This window comes from Actinotignum sanguinis, assembly GCF_030230305.1.
GTDB classification, from domain to species: Bacteria; Actinomycetota; Actinomycetes; order Actinomycetales; family Actinomycetaceae; genus Actinotignum; species Actinotignum sanguinis.
On the sequence record NZ_JASPCQ010000007.1, the window covers coordinates 47,836 to 72,335 of the forward strand.

Consider the following 24,500-nt stretch of genomic DNA (forward strand, 5'->3'; position numbering starts at 1 on the left):
CTCAGCCGTCACACCGATGCCGAAGGAGGAGCGATGGGGCAGATTCTCATCACGGTCGGGATTGTTATCTACCTAGGTGTCGCGGTGCTCTGGGCTATTAACCTGGTACGCGGATTGCGCCACGCAGCAAAGGATCCCCACTCGCAGCTGGATCGGGGCGCACGGCGAACCACCTACTTCGCCTTAGCTACTTGCTGGGCTTGGCCTGCGTGGATCTTTATCAGCCTCGCGCTTGCCGCGCGGCGCATTCGCCAAGCCGGCCGTGGATGCTAATAAACGATTTATTCCGCGTCAGAAATTGATCGGCGCAGCACCCCGTTGAGATGGGCTTCCATAGCAGCTAGTGCATCCTCGCGCGCACCCGAGGCGAAAGCCTCCAAAATAGCATGATGCTCCGCAGTGGCCTGCGCACCGTCAGAACTTCCTTCCCCAACGGTTTGGCGAATGCGGTGAGCCTGGAAAGCGAGGTTATCCACCGCCGATTCCAGGTATGAATTATTGGCGTAGCGAATAATAACGCGGTGGAAGTTCCAATCAGCATCGAAATAGTGGCGGATATGGGCGAGGTCAAGGTGCCCTTTTTCATGTTCGAGATTCTGCCACGCGACTTCGTGTTCGGCGTGGGCCTGGCGCAATTCCGGAAGAAGTCGCTTGGCGTGCGGATAAGCCCAGTCAACCGCCTGGAGTTCCAGAAGCTTACGGACATCAATGAGTTTGCGAATTTGCTCGGTAGAGATGGGGGGCGCCACCCGGTAGCCGCGCCGAGCTAGACGCTCCACCAAGCCAGTATGCTCCATTTCCACCATGGCTTCGCGTACCGGGGTAGGAGAGACATCGAGATCACGAGCCAGGCCGTCAATGCTCAAAGATTCTTCCGGCTGGAACACGCCGCCCAGCAGCATATCGAGTATGGTGGAATACACCTCGTCACGCAAAGCAGCACGACGACGCTTAAGCAGAGAACCGGTGACGGCCACGGCGACTCCTTGGAATCCAATGAACACACTCTTCGCCCACCGTCTCGCGCCGTTAGCACGCAAAGAATCGCGTCACAGAGGCGGGGGTATGGGCATAGTATACCGAGGGCGCTGGGCCAGCTCCGGGACTTGAGTCAAGGTCACTTAAGCAAAGGAACGCCGCTGCGATAACCGCGGGCGGCTTGACTGCACTCATCAAGCCGCCCGCACTTTATTAGCTTTTTCGGGAGGTCCGTAGGCTTGCTGATCAGCGCGCCTCCGTGCCTTTCGCGCGACTCCCACACCTCCGTCAGCGTGCCTCCCGCGCCTCCGCGATCCGATTGCACAGCGCAGCCACGGCATCCTCGTCATTGGAGCCGATCTCATAGGCGGAAATGTCCTTGACCGCCGCTACCGAATTCGACGGGCAGATCGCCACACCCACTTCGCGCAGCCAGGGCAGGTCATTCGCGGAATCGCCGATGCCGGCGGTGCGAGCAACCGGGGCGCCGAGCCCCTCGAGGATGGTGCGCAGCGCTACCCATTTATCGGTAGCCGGGCTGGTCACCTCAATAGTGCCGTCATAGGAGCGCGCCGCGTTGGGGAATTCCGCCGCAAGATCAGCGCGGATACGCTCATACTCTGCGTCGTTAGCAAAAAGCGCGGCCTTGAGGCGGTCTTCGCGGGGCAGCTCCTCCAGATCCGCCACGATGGGCTGCTCGCCTTCGTTGCGTTCGGCGAGCACCCGCACCGCTTCGCCGTCCTCCTTGGCGAAAAGGTGGTCGCGTCCAAAAATAACCAGCTGGAGGGCATGCTTGCGGCAAAAGTCGAGGATGCGCTCGTAGAGTTCATCATCCATAGGTTCGTACGACGCCGCGCCTACCTCACCATGCGCATAATCCCGCACGGAGGCCACCGCCATAGCGCCACTAGCCGCGATCAGCGGGCCGTCAATATTGGCACGCTCGTAAATCCCCACGGTAGCCGGGTATACCCGGCCGGTCGCTACGATAATCGCGACGCCGGTGGCATGCAGCCGGGCCAGTGCCGTGATCGTGGCATCGGAAACGTGTTTGTCATTGCGCGCCAGGGTGCCGTCCAAATCAAGGGCCAGCGCGTCAATGGTGAGAAGGTCTGCGGGAAGCTCTGCTTCCAGGTCCAGATGAATAGCCATATCTCCACGGTACGCTACTCGCGCGCGCTCCGGGTGGGCCGCGCGGCCGGCATCACCGCAGCCACACCCGCCGCCACACCCGCCGCCGACACCGCCCGCTACCGGTGGCTCACCGTTTCTTTCCCGTGAATTTCCACCAGCTGCGCGGTGGCGGACTGGCCATCCTTGGCGATCTCCGTGATATCAATCGTCAGGGCCAGCTCACCCCAGGCCGGATCCGGGCTGGCCGGCTTGGGAGTTTCACCCGGGCGCGTCACCACTGCCGGATCCACGGTTTGCAAGCCGAGCCGCTGGGGCGAATAGCTTTCCAGGCCGGCGATAGTCACCCGCGCTCCCCCGCATTGGGGCGGGTAGCTCGCCATAAACACCTCACACATGGTGGCCACCCCGCCGCTAATAATCACCCCGCCGCGTACTTTCACTTCCCCGGTCCCGTGCGCAATAGCCGCAGCGGGACCGGATTCGGTATCCCCGGGGCCGCCGGGGAGGGGCGTGGCCGGTGGCGGCGTCGTCGTATCACCGCTGCAGCCGCCCAGGCCCGCCACGCCGCAAAGCGCAGCCATCACGCCCGCGGCAACCGCCATCATGTTCTTGCTCCGCATGTCACGCCTTTCGTTTCCGGGCCCGTGCCCCGCGCGGATTCGACCGCGCTTACTGGTAGCTCACAAAAGCCGGGGTTGGCTCCACCTGGGTGTAGGTTTCCTCCGGCGTGAGCATGGGGGTGTCCTCATCGTAAAAGTTCTTCCAGCCCCACGCCACACCCGCGGGCGCGTAGCTGTGCAGGGTGTGCCAGGTGTCCTGCTTGGCGGCCTGGCTACCCTGGCCGTCGGCGTGGATCACCAGCGCGACTTCGGCGCGGGACCGGTCGAGCTGATCGACGTCGCGCAGCATCTGCACCTGGAACTGGTGCAGAATCACGACTTTCTGGGGTAGCTGATTCTCCCGCACAAAATCAGCGAGCCAATTAATGGTTTCGTTGACCTCGCTGATCTCCACGTGGCCGATGCGCTCGAGCGGGAAATCATCCGGGCCCAGGCGCCATTCCGGATCCAAGGCGATACCCACATTCGGGTAGCGCAACAGCTTCTCGTAGCGTTTGACCTGCTCCGGGAAGCTGGAACGCCCGGGCTGGAAATCGAGGACCACGTACTGGCCGTGCCGCGCGGCCTCCTCAATATAGGGGATGAAAATATCCGGATCCCATTCGTGCGAATAATTACCATCGTCACCGGCCTGCCCGGCCGCCACCGTCACGATGAGTTCCAACGCGGGAATAACGGCATCCTCCGTGAGGGCGCGATAGGGCTGGGCATGCGCTGCGGCCCGCGCCACGGTTTCCTCCACGCCCTGCTCGCCGAGCACCCCCAGCGCGGCCGTGACCGGCGAACCGTAAAGCGCTACGTAGCGCTTGCCGTCCAGCACCAGCTGCCCGCCGCCGGGCAGTTCCGTTCCGGTGCGCGCCGCCGCTAATTGCCAAGAAAGATTCGGAAGGTCGACGCCGAAGCTGGCCACCGCCGCCTCGCTTCCCGCGAGCGCGCGGATAGTTGCACTGCGTGCGCGCGGATCGGGCCCAGATTCGACGACGGCGCCACCTGCCGCACGCACCGTGGCCAGAGTAGCGGAATTCGCACCGTCGGTAATGACGGGGAATGGCGCGGTGGTGGTGGCCGGCAGGTAGTGGAAATCGGCCGGCGTGAGCGGGTACCGATACTCCTCGACCGTGCCGCTAAACCAGGCCGGGGCCGCGGTTCCAACCAGGAGAGTATGCGTGACTCCGAGCCGCTCAAATTCCGCGGCGAGGGCGCTCTCGGCAATCGGGGCTTCGGGCTGCGCCCCTCCTTGAGGCGCGAGAGGCGCGACGTGCGCTTGCGCATTCCCCACCGGGAAAACCGGCACCCCGAGAGATTCGGCCAGCTCACCGGCCTGTTCCACGGAGTCCGGGCCGCTCACTACCGCGAGCCGGGCGCTGGCAAAAAGCGTGGCGGAGGCGGCAAGGGCACCTTCCATATCCGCGACGGGGAGCACCAGGTCCGCCGTTGGAGCGCGGTGCACGGCAATGGGACCGCGTTCTTGGGCGCTCGGGGCGCTGCTGCATGAGCTGAGACCGAGAGCTAGAACGAGGGCCAGGACGGCGAGCAGGGTGAGCGATGCCAGGTGCGATCGACGGTGACGATGCGGCACAAAACTTCCTTCCTTCGGCGCCTTTCCAGGGTAGCGATAATGCGCCGCCCGCGCATCTGGGCTACTGCAAAAGAGGCTCCTCGCTTACGTCCGCTTGGTAGTCAGCGAGGAGTGCTGCCGCGAAGGCGGCGTCGTCGGAATTAATGGAACGGAGCACGCGGGCCGGAACTCCACCCACAACGCTCCCCGGCGGGACGTCGCGCAGCACCACGGCGCCGGCGCCCACCACGGAATTCTCACCGATGGTCACGCCGCCCGCGATGGAGGCACCCATGCCGATCCAAACGTTATTTTCGATGGTGATGGGGCGGCCGTATTCGAGGCGGGTGGCGCGCAGAGCTGGGTCGATGGGGTGCGACGCGCAGGACATGGTGACGTGCGGGGCAATGAGGACCCCGGCGCCGATGCGCACCGGGCACAGGTCGAGGATAACCGCTCCGGTATTAATGAAGGAGCCCTCCCCCAAGCTGATATTCACGCCGTAATCGCAGGTGAAGGGGCGCACGATCTGGGAGCCGGCCCCGATTTCACCGAGTAGTTCGCCCAGGATTTCGGTGGCGCGCGGGCTGCCCCAAGCGGCCTCGGCGTTGAATTCTTCCAGCAGCGCGATGGCGCGTTCGCGCACCCGGGCTTGCGTTGGCCCCCAGCGGTAGAGCCGGCCTTCCACCATGCGCCGCCACTGCACGTCCACGGGTTCACCCGGAATCGGGCAGCGGCTGCGTTCGGGCAGCTCACCAACGTGCGGGCGGGCCACACGGCGCGGGTTGAGAGGCTTTTCAGGCATTTTTCTTCCTTAGGTTGATGTGCGGGGCAAGATGGAAAGGTGGTACGACGACGCCCGTGCGGGGCGAGTAGTGACCTACCCGCCCCGCACGACCCCGGAGGAGTGCAATTCCGGAGATTATTTCTTGCGATTAGCAACCATATCGAAAGCGACGGCAAGAATAACCACGAGGCCCTTAATGGACTGCTGCCAGGCGGAATCGACGTTGAGGATCGACAGGCCCATATTGAGCACGCCCATAATAAAGGCACCGATAATAGCTCCGGAGAGCCGCCCGCGCCCACCGGTTACCGCTACCCCACCGATGAAGGCCGCGGCGATAGCATCCAGTTCGTAGCCGTTTCCGGCCGTTGCCACGGCCGCACCCGCGCGCGACGTCGTCACAATGCCCGCGAGCGCGGAAAGCACGCCCATATTGACGAAGACGAGGAAGTCCACCCGCTTAGTGTTGACACCGGAGAGCTTCGCGGCTTCCAAGTTGCCGCCCACGGCGTAGACGTGCCGGCCGAAAACGGTGCGGTTCATGACGAAGGCGTAGATCATGACGAGTACACCGATAATGACGAGCACAATCGGGGTGCCGCCGGCCGATAGCGAGAGCACGTAAGCCACCGCCATAATGCCGACCGCGAGGATGACGTTGCGGATCCAGAAGCTCGCCGCGGATTCGAGTAGCGCTCCGCCGCGGGCCCGGGCCCGGCGCTTGCGCAGCGCGCTGACCAGCATGCCCGCCACGGCCAGCAGGCCGATGAGGAGGGTGAGCACGTCGCAATCGCGGAGGAAGGACGGGGTGAAGAAACCGAGCCAATTGGGGAGCGATCCGTTAGCAATGGAAACGAAGCCACCGGGCAGGCCGGAAATAGTACGTTCCACTAGCACAATGGCCAGGCCGCGGAAAATAAGCATGCCGCCCAGCGTCACGATGAAGGCGGGAATACCCACGTATGCGACCCAGAAGCCCTGCCAGCAGCCGATAAGCGCGCCGATGATGAGTCCGGCCACCACCGCGACCGGCCAGGACCAACCCATGGAATCCATCATGAGTGCCACAACGCCGCCCACGAAAGCCACCACCGAGCCGACCGAGAGGTCGATATGCCGGGCAATAATGACGATCGTCATGCCGATAGTCAAAATAAGCACGTAGGCGTTCTGCTGGATCAGAGAAGCTACGTTATTCGGGGCGAGGAGCAGGCCCTTCGTGAGGACCTGGAAAAGCAGAATAATAATGACGAGGGCCAGCAAAATTCCGTACTGGCGCAGGTTAATGCCACCCAGTTTCATGCTGCCGCGATGCGCGGTGGCCGGGTCCTCGGATTTCTTGGGGGCGCGTACCGCGGGAACAGCGCGTGCCGCGGTGCTTTCGGTGCTGGCGGCAGTTTCGGTGCCGGCGGCCCGCGTGCCACTTGCACCGGCCGCGCCCGTGGTTACCTCAGGTTTCTCGCTCATGCTGCCTGTCCTTCCATACGATCACCGGCCATGTAGCTCATGAGCTTTTCCTGGCTCGCGTCTTCGCGCGCGAAGCAGCCCGTGACTTTTCCGGCGTTGAGTGTGTAAATGCGGTCGCAGATTCCCAGCAATTCGGGAAGCTCGGAGGAAATCACCAGAACACCCTTGCCCTGGTCCGCTAGTTCGTTAATGATTTGGTAGATTTCGTATTTCGCACCGACGTCGATACCGCGCGTCGGTTCGTCCAAAATGAGGAGCTCCGGATCGGTGTACATCCACTTGGAGAGCACCACCTTTTGCTGGTTTCCACCCGAAAGTGAGGAGACCAGCGCCCGGTTCGAGGAGGTTTTAATCCGCATCGATTTTCGGTAGCCATCCACCACCCGGCTCTCTTCATGCTCATCGATCACGCCGCCCCGCACGAGTTTGCGCAGCGCAGCGGAGGTGACATTGAGCTGCACATCCTGGATGAGGTTGAGCCCTAAGCTCTTGCGGTCTTCGGGAACGTAGGCGATGCCCGCCTTGATCGCCTTGCCCACGGTGGAGGTGTCGACCTTCTGGCCGTGCATGCGCACCGTACCGGAGATCTTGGTTCCGTAGGAATGCCCGAAGAGGCTCATAGCTAGTTCGGTGCGCCCGGCTCCCATGAGCCCGGCAATGCCCACAATCTCCCCGGCCCGCACGTTAATCGCGGCGCCGTCCACCACTTTCCGCCCGGTGTCGAGAGGGTGGTAGGCGGTCCAGTCCTCCACTTCCAGAAGCATCTCCCCCACGTTCGGGGTGTGCTCCGGATAGCGGTTGGTCAGCTCGCGGCCCACCATATGACGAATAATATCCGCTTCGCTAATAGCGCCCTCGCCCTTCATGGGCCAGGTGCCCACCGCGTGCCCGTCGCGAATAATCGTGACGTTATCGGCAATGTCCGCGATCTCGTTGAGCTTATGGGAAATGATGATCTGGGAAACGCCCTGCGCTTGGAGCTGGCGCATGAGGTTGAGCAGGTGTTCGGAATCGTCATCATTGAGAGCCGCGGTGGGCTCGTCAAGGATGAGCAGCTTGACGTTCTTCGACAGCGCTTTAGCGATTTCGACCAGCTGCTGTTTACCTACGCCCAGGTCCACCACTTCGGTAGTGGGGTCGACGTCGAGGCCCACTTTGGCCAGCAGGATCGCGGCGCGATCATTCGTCTTATTCCAGTCAATGGCCCCGAAACGGGTAATTTCGGAACCGAGGAAAATATTTTCCGCCACCGAGAGGAAGGGCGATAGCGCCAGCTCCTGGTGGATAATCACGATTCCGGAACGCTCCGAATCCTTAATGGTGGAGAACTTGACCGGCTCGTGATCGTAAATAATTTCCCCCTCGTAGGTGCCGTGCGGCCACACACCGGAGAGTACCTTCATGAGGGTGGATTTCCCCGCGCCGTTCTCCCCGCAAATCGCGTGGATTTCCCCGCGTTTCACGTTGAGTGTCACGTCGTCGAGAGCGCGCACGCCGGAAAAATCCTTGACGATCCCGCGCATCTCCAAAATATTCTCGTCTGAATACATGGCGTCCTCCTACTCGAGGCCGATCTCGGCAGCCGAGTAGTATCCGGAATCCACCAGTTTCTCACGGGCGTTCTCCGCGTTAATTACCACCGGTTCGAGCAGGTAGGTGGGAACAACCATCATGCCGTTCTCATAGGTTTCGGTGTCATTAACTGTCACCTCTTCACCCTTGACGATCTGATCCACCATGAGGGCTGCCTGGTCGGCGAGCTTGCGGGTATCCTTCCACACCGTCATGGACTGGCGGCCCTTGACGATATTGGTGACATTGGCCTGGTCCGCGTCCTGCCCGGTAAGGACCGGCCAGGTGTCCTGCGTATAACCATCCGCGTCGAGGGCCTGGGTGATACCCAGCGCCAGTGCATCATTGGGGGCGAGCACCGCATCCACCCGCGTGCCGCCACGGTAGAAGGAGTTAAGGCGCGTTTCCATTTCGGCCTGTGCGGTGGGTGCCATCCACGCCTGGATACCGATGGACTGCCAATCGGCTACATTCGCGGGTGCTTTACCCGAGGGTACCTTGAGCTGTCCCTTATCAAGGTAGGGCTTGAGCTGGTCCCAGGCGCCTTCGAAGAAGTAACGCGCGTTATTATCGTCCGGGGAACCGGAGAAGGGCTCGAAATTGAAGGGGCCTTTGCCCTGGTCCAACCCGAGTTCCTTGACGATATATTCGCCCTGCATCTGCCCCACGCGGTAATTATCGAAAGTCACGTAGTAGGAAACCGCATCGGTATCACGGATGAGGCGGTCATACGCGATGACCTTAATACCGGCCTGCTTTGCCTGGGCAAGCACCGGAGCGAGGGCCGAACCGTCAATCGAAGCCACAATAATGACCGCGGGGCCTTCGTTAATCATATTTTGGATCTGGGAGATCTGCTGTTCCACCTTGTTATCGGCGTACTGCATCGAGGTTTTGTATCCCATATCCTGCAATTGCTTCTGGAGGTAGTCACCGTCACGCGACCAGCGTTCCAGGGACTTGGAGGGCATGGAAATGCCGATGGTGCCACCACCACTGCGACCGTAGTACTCATCGCTTCGCGTGGCGGAGCACCCGGCTGCGGTGGCAAGCACGAGGAACATCCCCGTGATCATCGCAGCTATTTTCTTCAGGGAAATCTTCACCGGAGCCTCCTTGCTCTGTGTGAGAAGTAGTGGGGAACGACGGCGCAGCTCGCGCTATCGTCAATGCGGCGCGCCTGTATATATGTCCGCGGTGGATTCAGGCGCGGGCGGCGTGCGAGCCCGGCAGGGCATGGCACGCCGGGGTAGCGTGGTCAATCTGCGCGGTGAGCCCGGCGTGCGGTGGGGGCGAGGTGCGGCTGCATCTCACCCCCACCAACCGGGGCACAGTGATAGCCAGGAGGTAGGCCGGGATAGCGCAGGCCTACTCCCCGCGGTTCTTAGCCAATAAGGTGGCGCATGGCCTGCTGGTAGAGCTCAACGTAGTGGTATTCGCGCGCGGCCAGCGCGGCGACGTCGAACTTCTCCGCCCGCACATCGTCCAGGCTCTCACCTTCCGCCACGGTCGGTTCGGCCAGTTCGGGAATTGAGGCAGCTTCCATGATTTCCTGGGTGCGCGGGTCGGCGCGGAAGGCCTTCGCCTTTTCCGCGAGCATGAGGTACATTTCCATATTCGCGGCCGCGGATTCCCATACGCCTTCCAGACCTTCGGTACGCGAGGGCTTGTAATCGAAGTGGATGGGGCCTTCGTAGCGCGGGCCGCCATTGGAGAATCCGTTGACCAGCAGATCCACCGTGAAGAAGGCAGAAGCCAGATCGCCGTGACCGAAGCACTTGTCCTGGTCGTAGCGCGGGCCGGCCTGGCCGTTGAGGTCGATATGGAAGAGCTTGCCGGCGTTGAGGGCCTGGGCCAGCCCGTGGGTGTAATTGAGGCCGGCCATCTGCTCGTGCCCGGTTTCCGGGTTGAGGCCCACGATATCGCCATTATCCAGCTCGGCAATAATGCCGAGGGCGTGGCCGATGGTGGGCAGGAAGATATCACCGCGCGGTTCGTTCGGCTTGGGTTCCAGGCCGATCTTGAGATCGTAGCCCTTTTCCTTGATATAGCCGGCTACCGTATCCAGGCCTTCCTTGTAGCGCTCGAACGCGGCGTTGAGATCCTTGGAGGAATCGTATTCGGTGCCTTCGCGCCCGCCCCACATCACGAAGGTGGTGGCGCCGACTTCCGCGGCCAGATCCACATTGCGCAGGATCTTCTGGAGGCCGAAGCGCCGGATCGAGCGGTCGTTATTGGTGAAGCCGCCGTCCTTGAAGATGGGATGGGAGAAGGTGTTCGTGGTGACCATTTCGATGGTCAGGCCGTTGGCATCGGCTGCTTCCTTGACCTTGCCCACCCGCTCGGCGCGCTCAGCATCGCTGGCGTCAAAAGCGAAAACGTCATTGTCATGGAAGGTGATGCCCCAGGCGCCCAGCTCGGCGAGCTTTTCCGTGTAGACCCACGGGTCCAGGGCCGGGCGGGAATCCCCGCCGAAGGGATCGGTTCCGGTCCACCCCACGGTCCACAGACCGAAGGAGAACTTATCTTCTTTTGTAGGCTTTCTCATCATTCCTCCTTGCGTAGCCGAACTCCTTTGTTCTACCTCTAAACTAAGGGCGCGAAAACGGTGCGTCAAGGGGGTGAAAATCAAGGCATTTTGATTTGGCTCAAAACAAAGCGTAAGTCAAGCTTATTGTGAGGCGATTCACGCACAGCTTGTATGGCTAGACGCCGGGGAAACCGCTTAGATCCTCTATCAAATCATTAAAAATCCATAGACAAGCCCCTATTGCCGCCGATATCTCACCCTTCCGATTCACAATGAGTTCAATATCTTTCCAATGCGACGAAAGCACACGATACTTCAATTCAGCTTTAAGAATCGTCTCAAAACATGGATACAAATCTACGAAAGTCCCGCCAAAGAAAACCGTGTCCAGATCAAGAAGATTTAGCGTATTTGCGAGCGCTAGGCCTAGGGCGAGAGCTCCAGCGTCCATCGCATCCCGAGCAGTTTCACTTCCCTCTCGGAAAAGCTCAATTAGCTTCGACAGTTCGGTACCCTCAGGAAGACCTGCATTTCGCACTAATCCCGATTCGCCAACATACTGTTCTAAACAACCATTAGAACCGCAGTTGCATTTCGGTCCTGATCGGTCGACACAAACATGCCCAAACTCTCCAGCCCAGCCATGAGAGCCACCCAGACGCCGGCCCTTTTCGTACACCGCAGCACCAACACCGACCTCACCGGAAACATAAAGGAAATCCCTATAGTTTGATACTTTTCCGGGAGCTGAATGGAGAACAGAGTACCCCGCAGCATCAGCCTCGTTAAAAAGACGAAATCCCCCAAAACATCCCGGTTGGGCAAAAGATAGTTCTTTCATCTGAACGCCCGTCCAGCCCAGGTTTGGGGCAGTCAATACCGTGGCACCATCATCGGCAATCAAGCCCGGAACGCAAAGCCCTGCACCGAGAACTTTGACAGCTTTGGGTTGCTTCCATTGCCCGTAAATCTTCTCAAGTTCTTTCAAGGCACCACTTGGACCTAAGTGACGTGTGCTCATTTTTTTGATTTGCGAGTAGAGGAGTTTTCCGGAGAGGTCCATCACAGCAACAGACAAATAAGCCACATTGACCTCGCAACCAACGACAGCATGCCGCGATGTACGAGGCACAAGGGGAGATGCGGGACGCCCGATTGCTGATTTTACCGGTGGCAGTTCACTAATAATGCCGCAGTCTAGGAGTGAGTCTACTAAGCGAGAAACCGTGGCGCGCGTAAGACCGGTGGAAGCTGCAACATCGGCACGTGATGGGGGGACTTTACTGGAGAGGATCGTCTTTAGGACAAGTTTAGTGTTATCCATCCGGAGCGAGGTGGGCGTTTTGCCACTTTTCCCCATCAGCTACCCTCCCGTGTCGTTTTGACAAACTACTAGACAGCATAAACCGCCTGGCGGTTTTTTACGATCACCCCATTCCTAGCTGACAGCCGAGGCTCTACCGCGTCCGAGCCATTCTTCGTACGGCTCGTCTCCTTTCGCGTTTCACAGCAATGCAACAATCACCTTTTATTATTTTCACGGCAACTACGAGCCCACGAGGCAATCCCTTGTTTCGACGACATGAACGGGTAAAGGGTCGCTTGATAAGCATGGTAGAGGTCCGGTTGTCCTGGCCACGTGTAAGTTACAGGAGCGTTGCTGCTATCAACTTCATGGAACCAACCACCACCAGGTTTGTCTACGATTGCCGAATCAATCCAACGCCAAATACGTTCGTACAGCTTAGATAGTCCAGCATCCGGGCTCTCCTCGTACAGGAAGCGAGTAGCGCCAGCCCCTTCGGCGGGTGGCCACCAGAATTTTTCCGTAACCACAGGGGAACCATCCCAATCAACGGTGTAAACAAATCCTCCCTCTCGGGTCCACCCATCTTCGAACGCTCCCTTCACAAGGTTTTTCGCCGCTGAGAGCATCCAATCCTGCTCAATTCCTGCACCACGAATTTGCATAAGCAGTTTCGCCCACTCCAGCCAGTGTCCAGGTTGCGATCCGTAAGGACGGAACGCATGTCGCGGATCGTCACGGTTGTAGTCACGCAACGGATGCCACTCTTCATCGAAGTGCTCCGGGATACGCCAACTTCCTTGTTCGCTAGATACAGCCTGCCCCACCGTATTCTCCGCAATACGACTAGCACGTTTGAGGAATTCCTTATCGTTTGTAGCCTCGTATGCAGCTAGAAAAGCTTCAGTCAGATGCATATTTGCATTTTGGCCCCGATAGGTATCAAGGTCTGTAAATGTCCGATCATAGGCTTCAACGCAGCGTCCCTCGTCATCAAGCCAGTATTTCGTATCGATTAAGTCGATGGATTCTTCGAGTAGTTTTACCGCACCGGGGATGCCCGCAAGAGTTGCCGAAGCGGCAGCAAGCATAATATGGGCCTGACCGTAGAGTTCTTTCCGATCCGATGGGGTATTACCCCCCACGGTGGCATACCACCCACCATATTCGCGATCCTTGCCCGGCCCATCTAAGTAAAAACGCACGCCTTGTTCAGCCAGTTTTTCCACGCCTTGCCGACCGAGCATTGCGGCGACCGCGAAACAGTGGATCATTCGCGCCCCGAGATACAGTTCAGCACCCCGTTCAGGCATAGGATTGCCATCTCGATCCAGATAAGCGAACCCCAGATCCGATGACTTCCACACCCGCGGCTGGAAATGATCCAAAAGCCTCTCGCGCTCACATAAAAGGTACTCCTGGTGGGTTACATCAGAAAACGCTGGAGTTTCAGTCGAATTTAACTGAGATGAGAAAACAGGCATCGTGTCGACTTCCTTGTCCCTAACGACATTGACCCCTCTATTGTATTCCACTCGAGCCTCTGTCGGGCAAAAGACAAAACATTAGTTCCCGGCGGCAACAAACACTGATAGACTATTTCTTAGTTAAAGCTAACGTCACCCACAGAATAGTCAAAGGAGACATAGTGGCACTTGTAGCGGGTGTAGATTCTTCTACTCAGTCAACAAAAGTTCTCATTGTCAACACAGATAACGGTGCAGTTGTTCGGATGGGCACTTGTCCCCATCCTTCAGGAACCGAAGTGGATCCTAACGAATGGCTTACAGCTTTGAGAACAGCTATCCAAAAAGCTGGTGGAATAAGCGACGTATCTTCCATTTCCATCGCCGGCCAACAGCATGGCCTGGTTGCATTGGATGCGAACGGCGATGTTATTCGGCCCGCGCTTCTCTGGAATGACACGCGTTCCGGGCCAGGTGCTGCCGCGCTTGTTGATGAGTTGGGGCCCGAATTTTGGGCAAAAGCGACCGGTTCCGTTCCCGTCGCGTCCTTGACAGTCTCCAAACTCCGTTTTCTCGCCGATAGCGAGCCTCACAATGCCGCTCGGATCAAGGCGATATGCCTACCTCACGACTGGTTAACATGGAAATTATCTGGGTCAACAAGGCTATCTGAACTTACAACTGACCGCAGCGATGCATCTGGGACAGGATATGTAGACTGCTTAACTGACGAATACCGCTATGATATCCTCGCGCATGCTCTACACATCACCACCGAAAAAGCTAAGGATATAATTCTTCCCCGAATTGTTCCCTATAACCAAAGCGTTGGAACTGTCGCACAGGAATGGATAACCGACAAACCTTCCAGTCAACAAATTCTAATTGGCCCCGGAATGGGTGATAACGCCGGATCGGCATTTGGTCTTAACCTTCAAACTAACCAGGCATCAATCTCCATCGGAACCTCCGGCGTTATCGCGACGATTTCCGACACCCCTATTCAAGATCCTCGTTTCGGTGTTACCGGGTTTTCAGATGCCACAGACAAATGGCTACCGCTTGCCTGCACCCTCAATGGCGCCCTCATCCAGGACTACTTCCGCAAGATCCTAAACGTGAGCTTTGAAGAGTTAGGCACTCTTGCCGAACGAGCACAACCGGGAGCCCAAGGCATTACCTTGGTTCCTTATTTCCAAGGAGAAAGAACACCCAATCTGCCTTACGCAACCGCGCATATCGCGGGGCTCACCTCTCACAATTTCACACGTGAAAACCTCGCCCGTGCGGCCTACGAGGGTCTTGCTTGCCTAATGCGCGGGGCGCTCGAAGCTCTTCGCGGCGGAGGAATATCAGTCAATGATGCCATGCTTATCGGCGGAGGCGCACAATCAGAAACGCTCAACCAGATTCTTGCGGATGTTCTCGAAATTCCTATTAGCGTTCCGCGAACTTCCGAATACGTCGCTAGGGGTGCAGCGCGGCAAGCCGCCGTGGTTGCGGGTATTCCTGAGAATACTAACTCCTGGTCCCCAGACATTACCCAAACATACAAGCCGCGAGAGAATAAAAGCGTCTGGGAACGCTATAGAGCCGTCTCCGAGTCAATTCGTAAAAGCTACCCGACCTTTCGTCCTGAATCAGCCTGACTGTAAATCGCAATAGCGACCGTACTACTTCATCATTTATCAATCCGGAGAACGCGGGACATGATTCTTTCTTATGATCGCACTTCCACACGCGGACAGGTTACGTTAAAAGTATCTACAATCGGCGCCACCCTTCTCAGCTATCAAATAGATGGGACCGAGTTTATAGACGGTTATCTCAACGAAGATGAGTTGCAAACACAAGATGGTTTCAGATCTGCAGTGTTGGTGCCCTGGTCAGATCGACTTCGTGACGGAAGATATTCTTCCGCTATCTACAAGGACGACAGTGTAGATGACCGTCCACGCATTGGTCAGAGCCCCGGCCCGTTCGCTGCCGATCACATTTTCTCGGCAAAAAACCCGAAGTATGAACCTGGCATTCACGGTCTTGTTTACGACAAAAATTTCAAGGTTGTCGAGAACAGCTCCGAAGCTCTTAGGTTAGAACTTCATCTGGAATCCGAACCTGGATACCCCTTTGAACTACTAATCTCCGTAAGTTTCGAGATAACACCCGATGGAGACCTCGTCACACGAATAAGCGCGCAGAATCAATCTCTGATCGCCTGCCCAATCTTTATCGGTTGGCATCCATATTTTCTTCTTGACGGCCCTCTAGGGCAAGCCGACCTGCGCATATATGGATCTTCAGTAGTGAAAACCGACGACGACCTCATTCCCCTTCCAGGAAACGCTGCATTTAAACCGATACAAAGTCCCGCACCTGGGAAAGTCTCGACCTATGCGGACGTGGGGTACACCCACCTGAAAAACCTCCAAGATATTGAGCACTGCAATCCCCCTACGGGTGCGATTACATCGCTTGACGGCAAAGCTTCGAGGGATTTTTCGGGTTATGCCCATCTAAACACTGGGAACCGCTCAATTCACATGTACGTGAATTTTGGAGACGATCTTCCGTTGCGCACATTCCATGTGTTCACCGGTCATAACCTCAAGCGACATCCTCTTACTTCAATTGCCATCGAACCATGTCAGGCTATTGTTAATGCCTTCAACCGGCATGATGTCGGAAATAAACTTGTACAACCAGGAGATAGCAGGCAAATGCGTACTCTCATCCAAGCCAGGATCGAAGAGTCGTCTTCTACAACCGACCCGATGTGCAGTTAAACTCTTCCGCCATCACGCTCAAACGTGGTCAGTGCCTCAATTGAGAGTGGATTATTTACCAGCGTCTCTGCTACTGGGAGCGAGATCGTAACATCATCTGCACCAGCTGCAAACGCCGCTGATACATCTTCAACTTTCCGAAGCGACGCCGCGAGGATACGAATTTTTGTCTCAGATAGAATCCGAGCCATACGTTTGAGCTCCAATTCCGGATCTTTGCCAATGTCACGCATTCTGCAAAAATACGGAGCAAGTCCCCACACACCTAATTCTCCAGCAATAGCAGCCTGTGTAGAGTCATAAACCGCCGTAAGCAGCACTTCATATCCTTCGTTGCTCACTTTAGCTGCAACAGATAGCCCCTCAAGCGTCGCCGGAATTTTAACCACAACGTCATCGCCTAGACTTAGAATTTGACGAGCAGACTCCTCAATCTCACTCTCAGTACACCCTGCGGTTTGGAAGAATAATCGATCAAAACCAAATTCTTGGAGAGTGCGATAAAGCTCTGGGATATCCTGCTGGCGCAACCCCTGCCGCGCCAAAATGGTAGGGTTCGATGTCACTCCAGAAAAAACTCCTGTTGATGCATACTTACGCATCTGCGCGCAATCGGCACTATCAAAATAGATCGCCATTTTATCTCTCTCATTCGTGATTGCTATCCGGACCGTTTTGACGTATCGGCAAAGAACACTCGTGTCATAGTGAGCCACGCCCATTCAGAGACGTTACCTTTTCTTCAACGACAATTAGCTTTTCTACTAGCTACCATATCGAGATAACGCGAGAATCTGTCGCTTCGCCCACGCTCGACTTTCGGCGTAAATGTAGATGAAATAGTAGGTCGAACCCGGGCCCGAACGGCGTCAATCGAATCACCCGTCATCACCGCCAACGCCTGGACACACGCGCCCCTAGCAGTTGCTTCTGTCAATTCTAGACGGGAGACCGGCTCACCCATAAAGTCTGCCAATAACTGACAGTAGACATCCGACTTTGCACCTCCACCCACCGCAACATTTACACCGTTGATACCCGAACCTAGAGCCCGTATTTTTCTTGATCCGGCATACAAACCCATTACAACGCCCTCGAAGGCAGCGAAGGCTAGATCCTCGCGTGTCGTACCGTTTGTTAGCCCCTCAAGCAATCCGGTTGCGTTCGGTATCGACGGAGAACGTTCACCATCAAAAAATGGAACCAGCAGTGGCGTATTACAAGAAACGCTCATCGATTCCGCCAGGTTGCCTAGCTCCTGAACGGATACTCCTAGCCATTTCGCCACCGTATCCGTCACTTTCGTCGAGTTGAGCGTGCACGTTAATGGCAACCAACCACCTGTGGCATTACAAACTCCGTCAACATCGCCAGAATAATCGCGAACCGGTGTAGGAGATGAACTAAAAGTGACTCCCGATGTGCCAATTGAAAAACACATATCGCCGTCGTCGAGACCTATGCCGACCGCACCAAGATGCTGGTCGCCACCCCCAACCGCCACAATGACGTCAGAGGCAAGTCCTAGGTCTACGGCCGCTTCAGGAGATATTGAGCCTACAGCCTCCGACGGTTCGAGAACTTCGGGGAAAACATCATGCCAAGATCGGGAAGGAATCCCCTTCCCTTCCTTCCCAAACGCGTTGCTTATAACGTCAGACACCAAGTCGAAGAGATAGACGTTTCTCAAACCATCGAAATAACCAGTCCCAGAGGCCTCGCTCCGGTCTGTCACAAATTGACCAGTTAAGCGATAGGTTAGGTAATCATGCGGAAGCAAGATTTTAGAGATCCGCTCCAACGTATCTACTTCATGACGCGCGAGCCAGAGTAACTTTGAAACCGTATGTGCAGCATTCGGAACGAAACCAACTTTTTCTACCCAGAATTCTTTACCATACGTTTCAACGAGCATCTCTGCTTCAAGTGCAGAGGTCGTGTCATTCCACAGTTTCGCCGGTCTAATGACTGTGCATTCTCGATCTAAAGGCACAAGTCCATGACACTGACCTGCAACTGAGATAGCTCGAATCTTGCGCACTTCAAGACCACGCGCATGGAGGAGGCGCATCCCTTTTGCTAGAGAGTCCCACCAGGTCTCCGGATTCTGTTCCGACACTGGTGGCTGAGTAGCCGGTAGCGGATTTGACACGCAATCAACTACGTGAAACGTCTCCACATCCCGCACTTCTAAGGTTACGGATTGGGTTGAACAGTCAATCCCAAGGACAAAGGACACTTTCATCGATCCAATCTGTTGAGCTCTTCAGGTGCCGTCTGCATTTTTCCAACTGCGCCCGCCGGATGAATTTCAAGCGTTTCTTTCCACGATCTCTTACGTAAACGCATAAGCACATAAGCCAACGCATCACCCCACACCCCGGAAACCAGCGTTGATCCCATGGCGATAACGTTGCCCGGATCCGCTTGATCGGGCGTGTGTAAAAGGACAGTTACGTCAGCCAGTCCAGCAAGTTCCGAAGACTCGTTCTCAGTCAACGCTACAATTTTCGTTCCCTTTTCTCGCAAAATCGAGCAGAGCTGATTAAGCTCGTCGGATCCGCCTCCTTTAGAAATCGCAAAAACAACATCGTCTTTGGTGATAGCTCCCATGGTGCCGTGGAGACAGTCCATCGGGTGAAGGAAAACCGCTGGCGTACCAGATACGGATAAAAGATGAGCCATTCGGCGACCGGCATGTCCAGAAGTTCCCGCTCCGGTAACTATAACTTTTCCTGTCATACGCAAACATAAGTCTGCCACCTCTATAAAAGAGTTGTTCAGCAACTGCGCTACTCCAGCAACTGCCCTAGCTTCCCGTTCAATTTGTTGACATGCAGCTTCCAAAACAGCCTGGTTTTTCATGTTTTATTCTTCCCTAAGTGAAGGTGGGGTGCGAGGGCCACGGTTGAGCAGCCTCACACCCCACTATCTTTTGAACCTATTCAGAAATCTCTTGCCACGCCATCTCACGGAGCCGCGTAACGTTTAGATCTCCCGCAGGAACTCCCGATTGGACAACTCGGCCATGCGCGAAAACAGTCACATCATCGCAAAGCTCAAGAATCTCTTCCTCCTCGGACGATACGACCATGACAGCAAGACCCTCTTCATGCGCAAGTTCCCGGACGATTCTATGAATTTCAGCTTTGACACCAATATCCACGCCCTTTGTTGGTTCGTCTAGCATCAGAATCTGCGAGTCTTCCATTATGACTCGAGCTAGGAGGACTTTCTGCTGGTTACCCCCAGAAAGCGACTCTATCGACGCCTCGACATTACCTCGCACTTTTAAAGCGTCGAACTGTTGTTTCGATGCCTTCCGTGCCTTCCTGCGGTCAAGGAATCCAGGTTTAGAGTACCGGTCTGTAATTGGGAGTGTGGCATTTCGATAGCTATTTAACTGAGGAACAATCCCATCAAGTTTCCTTTCCTCTGTGAGATAAGAAAACCCAGCTTTCTGCGCGCTTTTCGGGTTCTTAGGCTTATACGGGTCCCCATTAACCGTAAATTCACCCGACTCATATTCGTCAGCGCCGTAAATACAACGCATGGCCTCGGTCCGCCCAGATCCGATTAACCCGTAGAACCCATGGACTCGACCCGGATAAACATCGAACGACACACCTTTATGGGCTGCTGAACGCAGATTCCGAACAGAAAGTGCAGGTACACCTTCCGGCACCTTCCCTTGCCGTTCACGAACAGTAGCGCTAGTTTCAATGGATACATCTGTACCCGCATTCACTTCACCGGCGATCGCGGTTACAACCTCTGCATGCGAAACCTCGTTCGCCCTTCCCGAAATCCTTACCTTACCGTCAACGAGAGCAACGATTTTATCGGCCACGGCGTACAGCTCATCAAGTTTGTGGTTGACGAGTACAATCCCGATACCTTCCTTTTTAGAAAGATCACGCACCCACTCCAGGAAACTCTCTACCTGATCACCTTCGAGCGACGTTGTTGGCTCATCCAGAAGCAAATAGCGCGTGTTTCGAGTTGTAGCAATAGCAATCTCCATCAGTTGCCGAGTCGCAACGGGGTAGCTACCTACCTTACGATCAACGTCAACATCAATTCCGTATTTCTCCATAAGAGACCTGGCGGATTTTCGCATAGCTGACCGGTCGAGGTTAGGGCCTTTTCTAACTTCTCTCCCTAAGAACGTATTCTCGGTCACCGAGAGATTAGGAAGAAGGGAAAGCTCCTGGTAAACAGTAGCCACCCCGTGTGAAAGGGCATCTGAAGGGGAAGCGAAGGTTACTTTCTCCCCGTCCACTTCAAGGTAACCATCATCATTACGGTATGCACCTGAAAGTACTTTAAGCAGAGTCGATTTTCCCGCTCCGTTATGCCCGACGAGCCCCACGACTTCGCCAGGGTGAACCGTTAAAGAAACACCGGAGAGAGCGGGTGTACCCGCAAAAAGCTTCCAAATATCGACCGCCTTGAGGGACCGCTTGCTCCCCGGCGTTTCCAACGTTGTCATCTTTTACCCCAATTCTCCTTCACCAGGGGTTTGGCCCTTCTCGAACTGCTTAAGCGACTGCAATAGCTCACTCTCAACAGACTTACCTTGCTTATATTCTGCGATTTGTTGCACCAGGATGCGTCCGTACTCTTCAGGCTCCTGGGCGACGCAACCGGGGTAAGCATCAGTGAGGGTTTCACCCGCGGCACAGAAACCGTAGACCTTAATGTCCTTACCAGATGCCTGGACAGCCTGCAGTGCGCCATACGCGGCAGGCCCAGTCGACGCGAAAATTACGTTAATGTCAGGGTTACCCTGAATCATCGCAGATGTAACATTGAGTGAATCATCTGGTTTAACATTGCCGTCGACTTCCGCAACGTCCTTGGCATTCGGGTTGCTCTTCATCTTTTCCCGGAAGCCAAGATCGCGCTGAACCACAGGCAATTCATCCGGTTCAGTAACGTACCCAATGTTCAGCTTTGCGTCGGCACCAAAATCGGCAAGAACCTTCTCTGCCATCTGGACGCCACCCTCATGGTTGTTGGCGCCCACATACTGCACGACACTCGCACCTTGGGCGTTTAATGCATCAGGATCGACAATAATATTCACAGTGAACACCGGCACCCCGGCATCATTAGCTGCCTTGACGATTGCGGCCGCGGGTTCGGACTTCACTGGGTTAAGCGCCAAAGCACAGGGATTCTTCTGCAACATAGCCTGAGCTTGAGCAAGCTGGTTTGCATCGTCGTCATTGGCAATCTGGACTTCAACATTGAACCCCTTCGCCTTGCCTTCTTCTTCAAATCCTCGCTTCATTGCGACGTAGTACGGATTCTGCTGGTTAGGAAGCAACACTGCGAGGTATGGATTCTCAGCGTTACAAGCTTCAGGAATCTGAACGCTTGCCTTACCGGTTTCGCCAGTGCCACCACTATTTTCACCGGTTCCGGTATCGACTCCCCCACAGGCTCCCATTGTCGCGGCAAGAGCTGTCGCACCAATAGCTGCAAAGAGCTTCTTTTTCATGTTTTTCTCCTCTGTTTTCCTAGACCTCGTTGTCTCGGTCATCGGTTTGGATACTTTTCTTCCCACCGGTAACTCCAGCAGGTTGTTTTTGTGAATGACTAATTTCGGAATTGGTCGTATCCGCAGATGCATGCGATGCCACCGACGTAGCTTGCTGCGTCTTGCGGAACAGCTTCGAAAGGGACAGTTGCTGGCGATTAGTATCGAGAAGAACACCAACGAGAATAATTACGCCAATGACAAGCGGCTGCCAATAAGAATCCACTCCGATAACGTTCATTCCATTGGAAACTTCTGCGATCAAAATGGCACCAAGGAACGCGCCGAGAAGGGTACCGACACCACCGAAAAGCGAAACGCCACCAACAACTGCCGAAGCGATTGAGTAGAACTGCTCAGTACCCGATCCGGCTGTCGGATATCCGACCATAAGGCGCGACGTAACAATGATTCCCCCGAACCCAGAACAAATACCGGAGATTACGTACACCAGAATAATGATCTTTCCATTATTAACACCGGCAAGACGGGCCGTTTCTTTGTTGCCGCCAACCGCGTAAATATGGAGACCCGTTTTTGTCCTGTGCAAGAACCAAGCGAGAATAACCGCAGCAATAAGCACTAAAACCACCGGAATAGGGATGCCGAAAATACTCCCTCGGCCGAAGAATGCGAACATTGGATCAGCGACAGTTACTGACCGGGCTTGCGTCAGGATCTTCGGAATTGAAGCGGAAATCCCAAAGGTCGCAAACGTGACGATGAATGCTGGCATTTTCCCAAAATGAATAAAAACGCCGTTGAACACGCCAACGAGAGCTCCAGTCACAATGGCCAGCAATGCGGCAAGCCACCAGGGGAGACCTCCCTGCATAGCCAGCGCTGCAATCATTCCAGTCAACGCGATATTGGATCCTACAGAAAGGTCAATACCACCAGTTAGGAGAACGAATGTCTGCCCCATCGCAAGGAAAAGCACGACCGTCCCATTGAGCAGGAGAACCTGCATGTTATTCATCGTGAGGAATGCTGGAGAGAGCAGCGCCATAATGGCACCCACTATCAGCACAACACCAAAGATTCCCGCCTCCTGCGGTACGCGGAATTTTTTCATTACATGCTCCTTTGCATGACTTCGCTTTTACAGATCGAGAGACCGGATGCCTACTGCCAAAACTTTCCCGGATCTATTGAAGATAGACAGTCATCTGACCGTTGCAAGATATTTTTCTGCAACCTCCTCAAATCTCTCGATAATAAAAGAGTCGTGTTTCGCTTGGTACTGAGACCGGAGACGTGGAGTCCATGCCGGAGGATCGTCTCCTCCCATATAAGTCCATGCCGCCTGTCGTGCTGCGCCATCGGCTGAGTAAGCTGAATACTCAGGAACACTCACAGGTAAACCGAGCACTGATGCGGCTATCCGGCGCATAGCTGGCGTACGCGACGCCCCACCTACCAGTGTTATACCGGTAACCTCCACACCAAGCCGTCGAAATGCGGAAAGACCTCGAGCTACACTCGCTACGATTCCTTCATATGCCGCACGCGCGAGATTCGGCGCCGTGAGGTTTCGCGATGACACTCCCAAAACCGCTCCCATTCCTTCCGGAAGCCGCGGATTTCGCTCTCCCGCGAAATATGGAATCACCACAAGGCCTTCCGCCCCAGGCGCGGCATTCAGTGCGGCACGTGAGAGTTCCTCTAGCGTCATTCCAAGTAGAAGTGCAACATCATCGAGAACACGGCTCGCATTAAGCATTCCGACTAAAGGAAGATACCGTCCAGTCGCATCCGCAAAACCAGTAACCTGACCAGTCCTGTCCTTAATCGGACTGTCCGAAACCAAGGAAGTAACACCAGAAGTTCCGATAGAAACACACACCTCACCGGGAGGTAAATCCAGCCCCAGCGCCGTGGCTGCGTTGTCAGCGCATCCGGGACCCAAAACGATTGCCTCGCCTTTAGATTTCAGTTCTCCTACAGATTCTGCTTTTCCAACAACACGTGGCAAAACGAGTCTCTTAGATAATTCACTTCTTGCCGCCAAGTCAATTAGGTCGTTGCGGTACTCGTTCTTTTCCGCGCAGTAGTAACCGGTACCCGAAGCCTCCGAGCGGTCTGTAACGAGTTCCCGAATATCCCGCTTTTTCTCTAGGCCGTCTCGGGAGCCATCAGCACCCATAAGTCGCCACGTGAGCCAATCATGAGGCAAGGCAATGGCACATAACTGTTTGAATAGCTGAGGCTCATGATCAACGAACCACCTCAGCTTCGAAACTGTCAACGACGAAACTGGCACGCTTCCGACGCTGTCAGCCCACAGCTTACGTCCCTCAGAAACATCACCTCGGCCTAATTCTCGAATCAGATCTTCGGCATCTTCTTTGGAGCGATTATCGTTCCAAAGAATCGCTTGACGCAGGACATTCCCGTCAGTGCCTAGACCAACGAAACCATGCTGTTGTCCGGCAACAGACATCGCCACTACATCATCTAATCCACCAGCAAGTTCGACCGCTGAACGATACGCCTCCATCCATGTCCGCGGATTGGTCTCTGTCTTAGTGCGGAAAGATGCAGTTGCGCCGCGAACCAGCTCACCCGTTTCCAGATCACGAATTACTACGTGGCAGGAACGTGTAGACAAGTCAATACCAGCGACATTGCTCTTTTTCATTGCACCTCCAACCCCAGCGTTAGATTTTGTTGCTGTTTGCAATATACCCGTCCAGTTGCATTAAATGCAACAATGCACACGTCGGCACTTCTGTGTCACGCGCCACAAGG

The 24,500-nt window shown here is 55.8% G+C and carries 21 protein-coding genes; 3 read left to right on the forward strand and 18 right to left on the reverse strand.

Annotated elements, in window-relative coordinates:
• Positions 1 to 33 precede the first annotated feature (33 nt).
• The gene (locus QP828_RS05175) at positions 34 to 273 is read left to right on the forward strand and encodes a hypothetical protein (RefSeq protein WP_274735217.1); all 240 of its coding nucleotides are present in this window, start codon (positions 34 to 36) and stop codon (positions 271 to 273) included.
• 8 nt (positions 274 to 281) lie between these two features.
• On the opposite strand, the gene QP828_RS05180 is transcribed toward QP828_RS05175, so the two are convergent.
• The 11 genes from QP828_RS05180 to QP828_RS05230 all read right to left on the reverse strand — a co-directional run bounded on the left by QP828_RS05180 (position 282) and on the right by QP828_RS05230 (position 13,436).
• A complete protein-coding gene (locus QP828_RS05180; protein ID WP_274735219.1) occupies positions 282 to 977 on the reverse strand; it encodes a GntR family transcriptional regulator in 696 nt (231 codons plus the stop codon).
• A 289-nt stretch (positions 978 to 1,266) separates the two neighbouring features.
• Positions 1,267 to 2,130, reverse strand: a complete 864-nt coding sequence (locus QP828_RS05185; RefSeq protein ID WP_274735221.1) for an HAD family hydrolase — start codon at positions 2,128 to 2,130, stop codon at positions 1,267 to 1,269.
• 98 nt (positions 2,131 to 2,228) lie between these two features.
• Entirely contained in the window at positions 2,229 to 2,732 is a 504-nt protein-coding gene (locus QP828_RS05190; RefSeq protein WP_274735222.1) for a hypothetical protein, read from the reverse strand.
• A 49-nt stretch (positions 2,733 to 2,781) separates the two neighbouring features.
• Positions 2,782 to 4,311 carry a hypothetical protein gene (locus QP828_RS05195; RefSeq protein ID WP_274735224.1) on the reverse strand — a complete coding sequence of 510 codons (1,530 nt, stop codon included), beginning with the start codon at positions 4,309 to 4,311 and terminating at the stop codon, positions 2,782 to 2,784.
• A gap of 61 nt (positions 4,312 to 4,372) precedes the next feature.
• Complete coding sequence (locus QP828_RS05200) at positions 4,373 to 5,095, reverse strand: sugar O-acetyltransferase (RefSeq protein WP_274735225.1); 723 nt, start codon at positions 5,093 to 5,095, stop codon at positions 4,373 to 4,375.
• 117 nt (positions 5,096 to 5,212) lie between these two features.
• Positions 5,213 to 6,544, reverse strand: a complete 1,332-nt coding sequence (gene mmsB, locus QP828_RS05205) for a multiple monosaccharide ABC transporter permease (protein WP_274733671.1) — start codon at positions 6,542 to 6,544, stop codon at positions 5,213 to 5,215.
• Positions 6,541 to 8,094 (reverse strand): multiple monosaccharide ABC transporter ATP-binding protein, encoded by a 1,554-nt coding sequence (gene mmsA, locus QP828_RS05210; protein WP_274733672.1) that lies wholly within the window; start codon positions 8,092 to 8,094, stop codon positions 6,541 to 6,543. The genes mmsB and mmsA overlap by 4 nt, the downstream gene beginning before the upstream one ends.
• Positions 8,095 to 8,103: 9 nt before the next feature.
• A complete protein-coding gene (gene chvE / locus QP828_RS05215) occupies positions 8,104 to 9,222 on the reverse strand; it encodes a multiple monosaccharide ABC transporter substrate-binding protein (protein WP_274733674.1) in 1,119 nt (372 codons plus the stop codon).
• Between the two features lie 278 nt (positions 9,223 to 9,500).
• Complete coding sequence (gene xylA, locus QP828_RS05220; RefSeq protein WP_274733676.1) at positions 9,501 to 10,667, reverse strand: xylose isomerase; 1,167 nt, start codon at positions 10,665 to 10,667, stop codon at positions 9,501 to 9,503.
• Positions 10,668 to 10,821: 154 nt separating this feature from the next.
• Positions 10,822 to 12,006 carry an ROK family protein gene (locus tag QP828_RS05225; RefSeq protein ID WP_311376884.1) on the reverse strand — a complete coding sequence of 395 codons (1,185 nt, stop codon included), beginning with the start codon at positions 12,004 to 12,006 and terminating at the stop codon, positions 10,822 to 10,824.
• 161 nt (positions 12,007 to 12,167) lie between these two features.
• On the reverse strand, positions 12,168 to 13,436 hold the full coding sequence (locus tag QP828_RS05230) for an AGE family epimerase/isomerase (protein ID WP_274733678.1): 1,269 nt from the start codon (positions 13,434 to 13,436) through the stop codon (positions 12,168 to 12,170).
• A gap of 164 nt (positions 13,437 to 13,600) precedes the next feature.
• Between QP828_RS05230 and xylB (QP828_RS05235) the strand changes: the two genes are divergently transcribed.
• Both xylB (QP828_RS05235) and QP828_RS05240 read left to right on the forward strand, forming a co-directional pair.
• Complete coding sequence (xylB, locus tag QP828_RS05235; protein WP_274733680.1) at positions 13,601 to 15,067, forward strand: xylulokinase; 1,467 nt, start codon at positions 13,601 to 13,603, stop codon at positions 15,065 to 15,067.
• A gap of 60 nt (positions 15,068 to 15,127) precedes the next feature.
• On the forward strand, positions 15,128 to 16,204 hold the full coding sequence (locus tag QP828_RS05240; protein WP_274733682.1) for an aldose 1-epimerase: 1,077 nt from the start codon (positions 15,128 to 15,130) through the stop codon (positions 16,202 to 16,204).
• Here the strand turns inward: QP828_RS05240 and QP828_RS05245 are convergent.
• From QP828_RS05245 to QP828_RS05275, 7 genes are all read right to left on the reverse strand, one after another.
• Positions 16,201 to 16,842: a transaldolase family protein gene (locus tag QP828_RS05245; protein WP_274733683.1), complete on the reverse strand. Its 642-nt coding sequence runs from the start codon at positions 16,840 to 16,842 to the stop codon at positions 16,201 to 16,203. The genes QP828_RS05240 and QP828_RS05245 overlap by 4 nt on opposite strands.
• 104 nt (positions 16,843 to 16,946) lie before the next feature.
• Entirely contained in the window at positions 16,947 to 18,449 is a 1,503-nt protein-coding gene (xylB, locus tag QP828_RS05250; RefSeq protein WP_274733684.1) for a xylulokinase, read from the reverse strand.
• On the reverse strand, positions 18,446 to 19,069 hold the full coding sequence (locus tag QP828_RS05255; RefSeq protein WP_087069743.1) for a KpsF/GutQ family sugar-phosphate isomerase: 624 nt from the start codon (positions 19,067 to 19,069) through the stop codon (positions 18,446 to 18,448). The genes xylB (QP828_RS05250) and QP828_RS05255 overlap by 4 nt, the downstream gene beginning before the upstream one ends.
• Before the next feature lie 76 nt (positions 19,070 to 19,145).
• Entirely contained in the window at positions 19,146 to 20,696 is a 1,551-nt protein-coding gene (locus QP828_RS05260) for a sugar ABC transporter ATP-binding protein (protein ID WP_274733686.1), read from the reverse strand.
• A gap of 3 nt (positions 20,697 to 20,699) precedes the next feature.
• The gene (locus QP828_RS05265; protein WP_016442278.1) at positions 20,700 to 21,710 is read right to left on the reverse strand and encodes a substrate-binding domain-containing protein; all 1,011 of its coding nucleotides are present in this window, start codon (positions 21,708 to 21,710) and stop codon (positions 20,700 to 20,702) included.
• A 19-nt stretch (positions 21,711 to 21,729) separates the two neighbouring features.
• Positions 21,730 to 22,824, reverse strand: coding sequence for an ABC transporter permease (locus QP828_RS05270; RefSeq protein ID WP_274733688.1), 1,095 nt, complete (start codon positions 22,822 to 22,824; stop codon positions 21,730 to 21,732).
• A 90-nt stretch (positions 22,825 to 22,914) separates the two neighbouring features.
• Positions 22,915 to 24,390, reverse strand: coding sequence for a xylulokinase (locus QP828_RS05275; protein ID WP_274733690.1), 1,476 nt, complete (start codon positions 24,388 to 24,390; stop codon positions 22,915 to 22,917).
• Between the last annotated feature and the right edge of the window lie 110 nt (positions 24,391 to 24,500).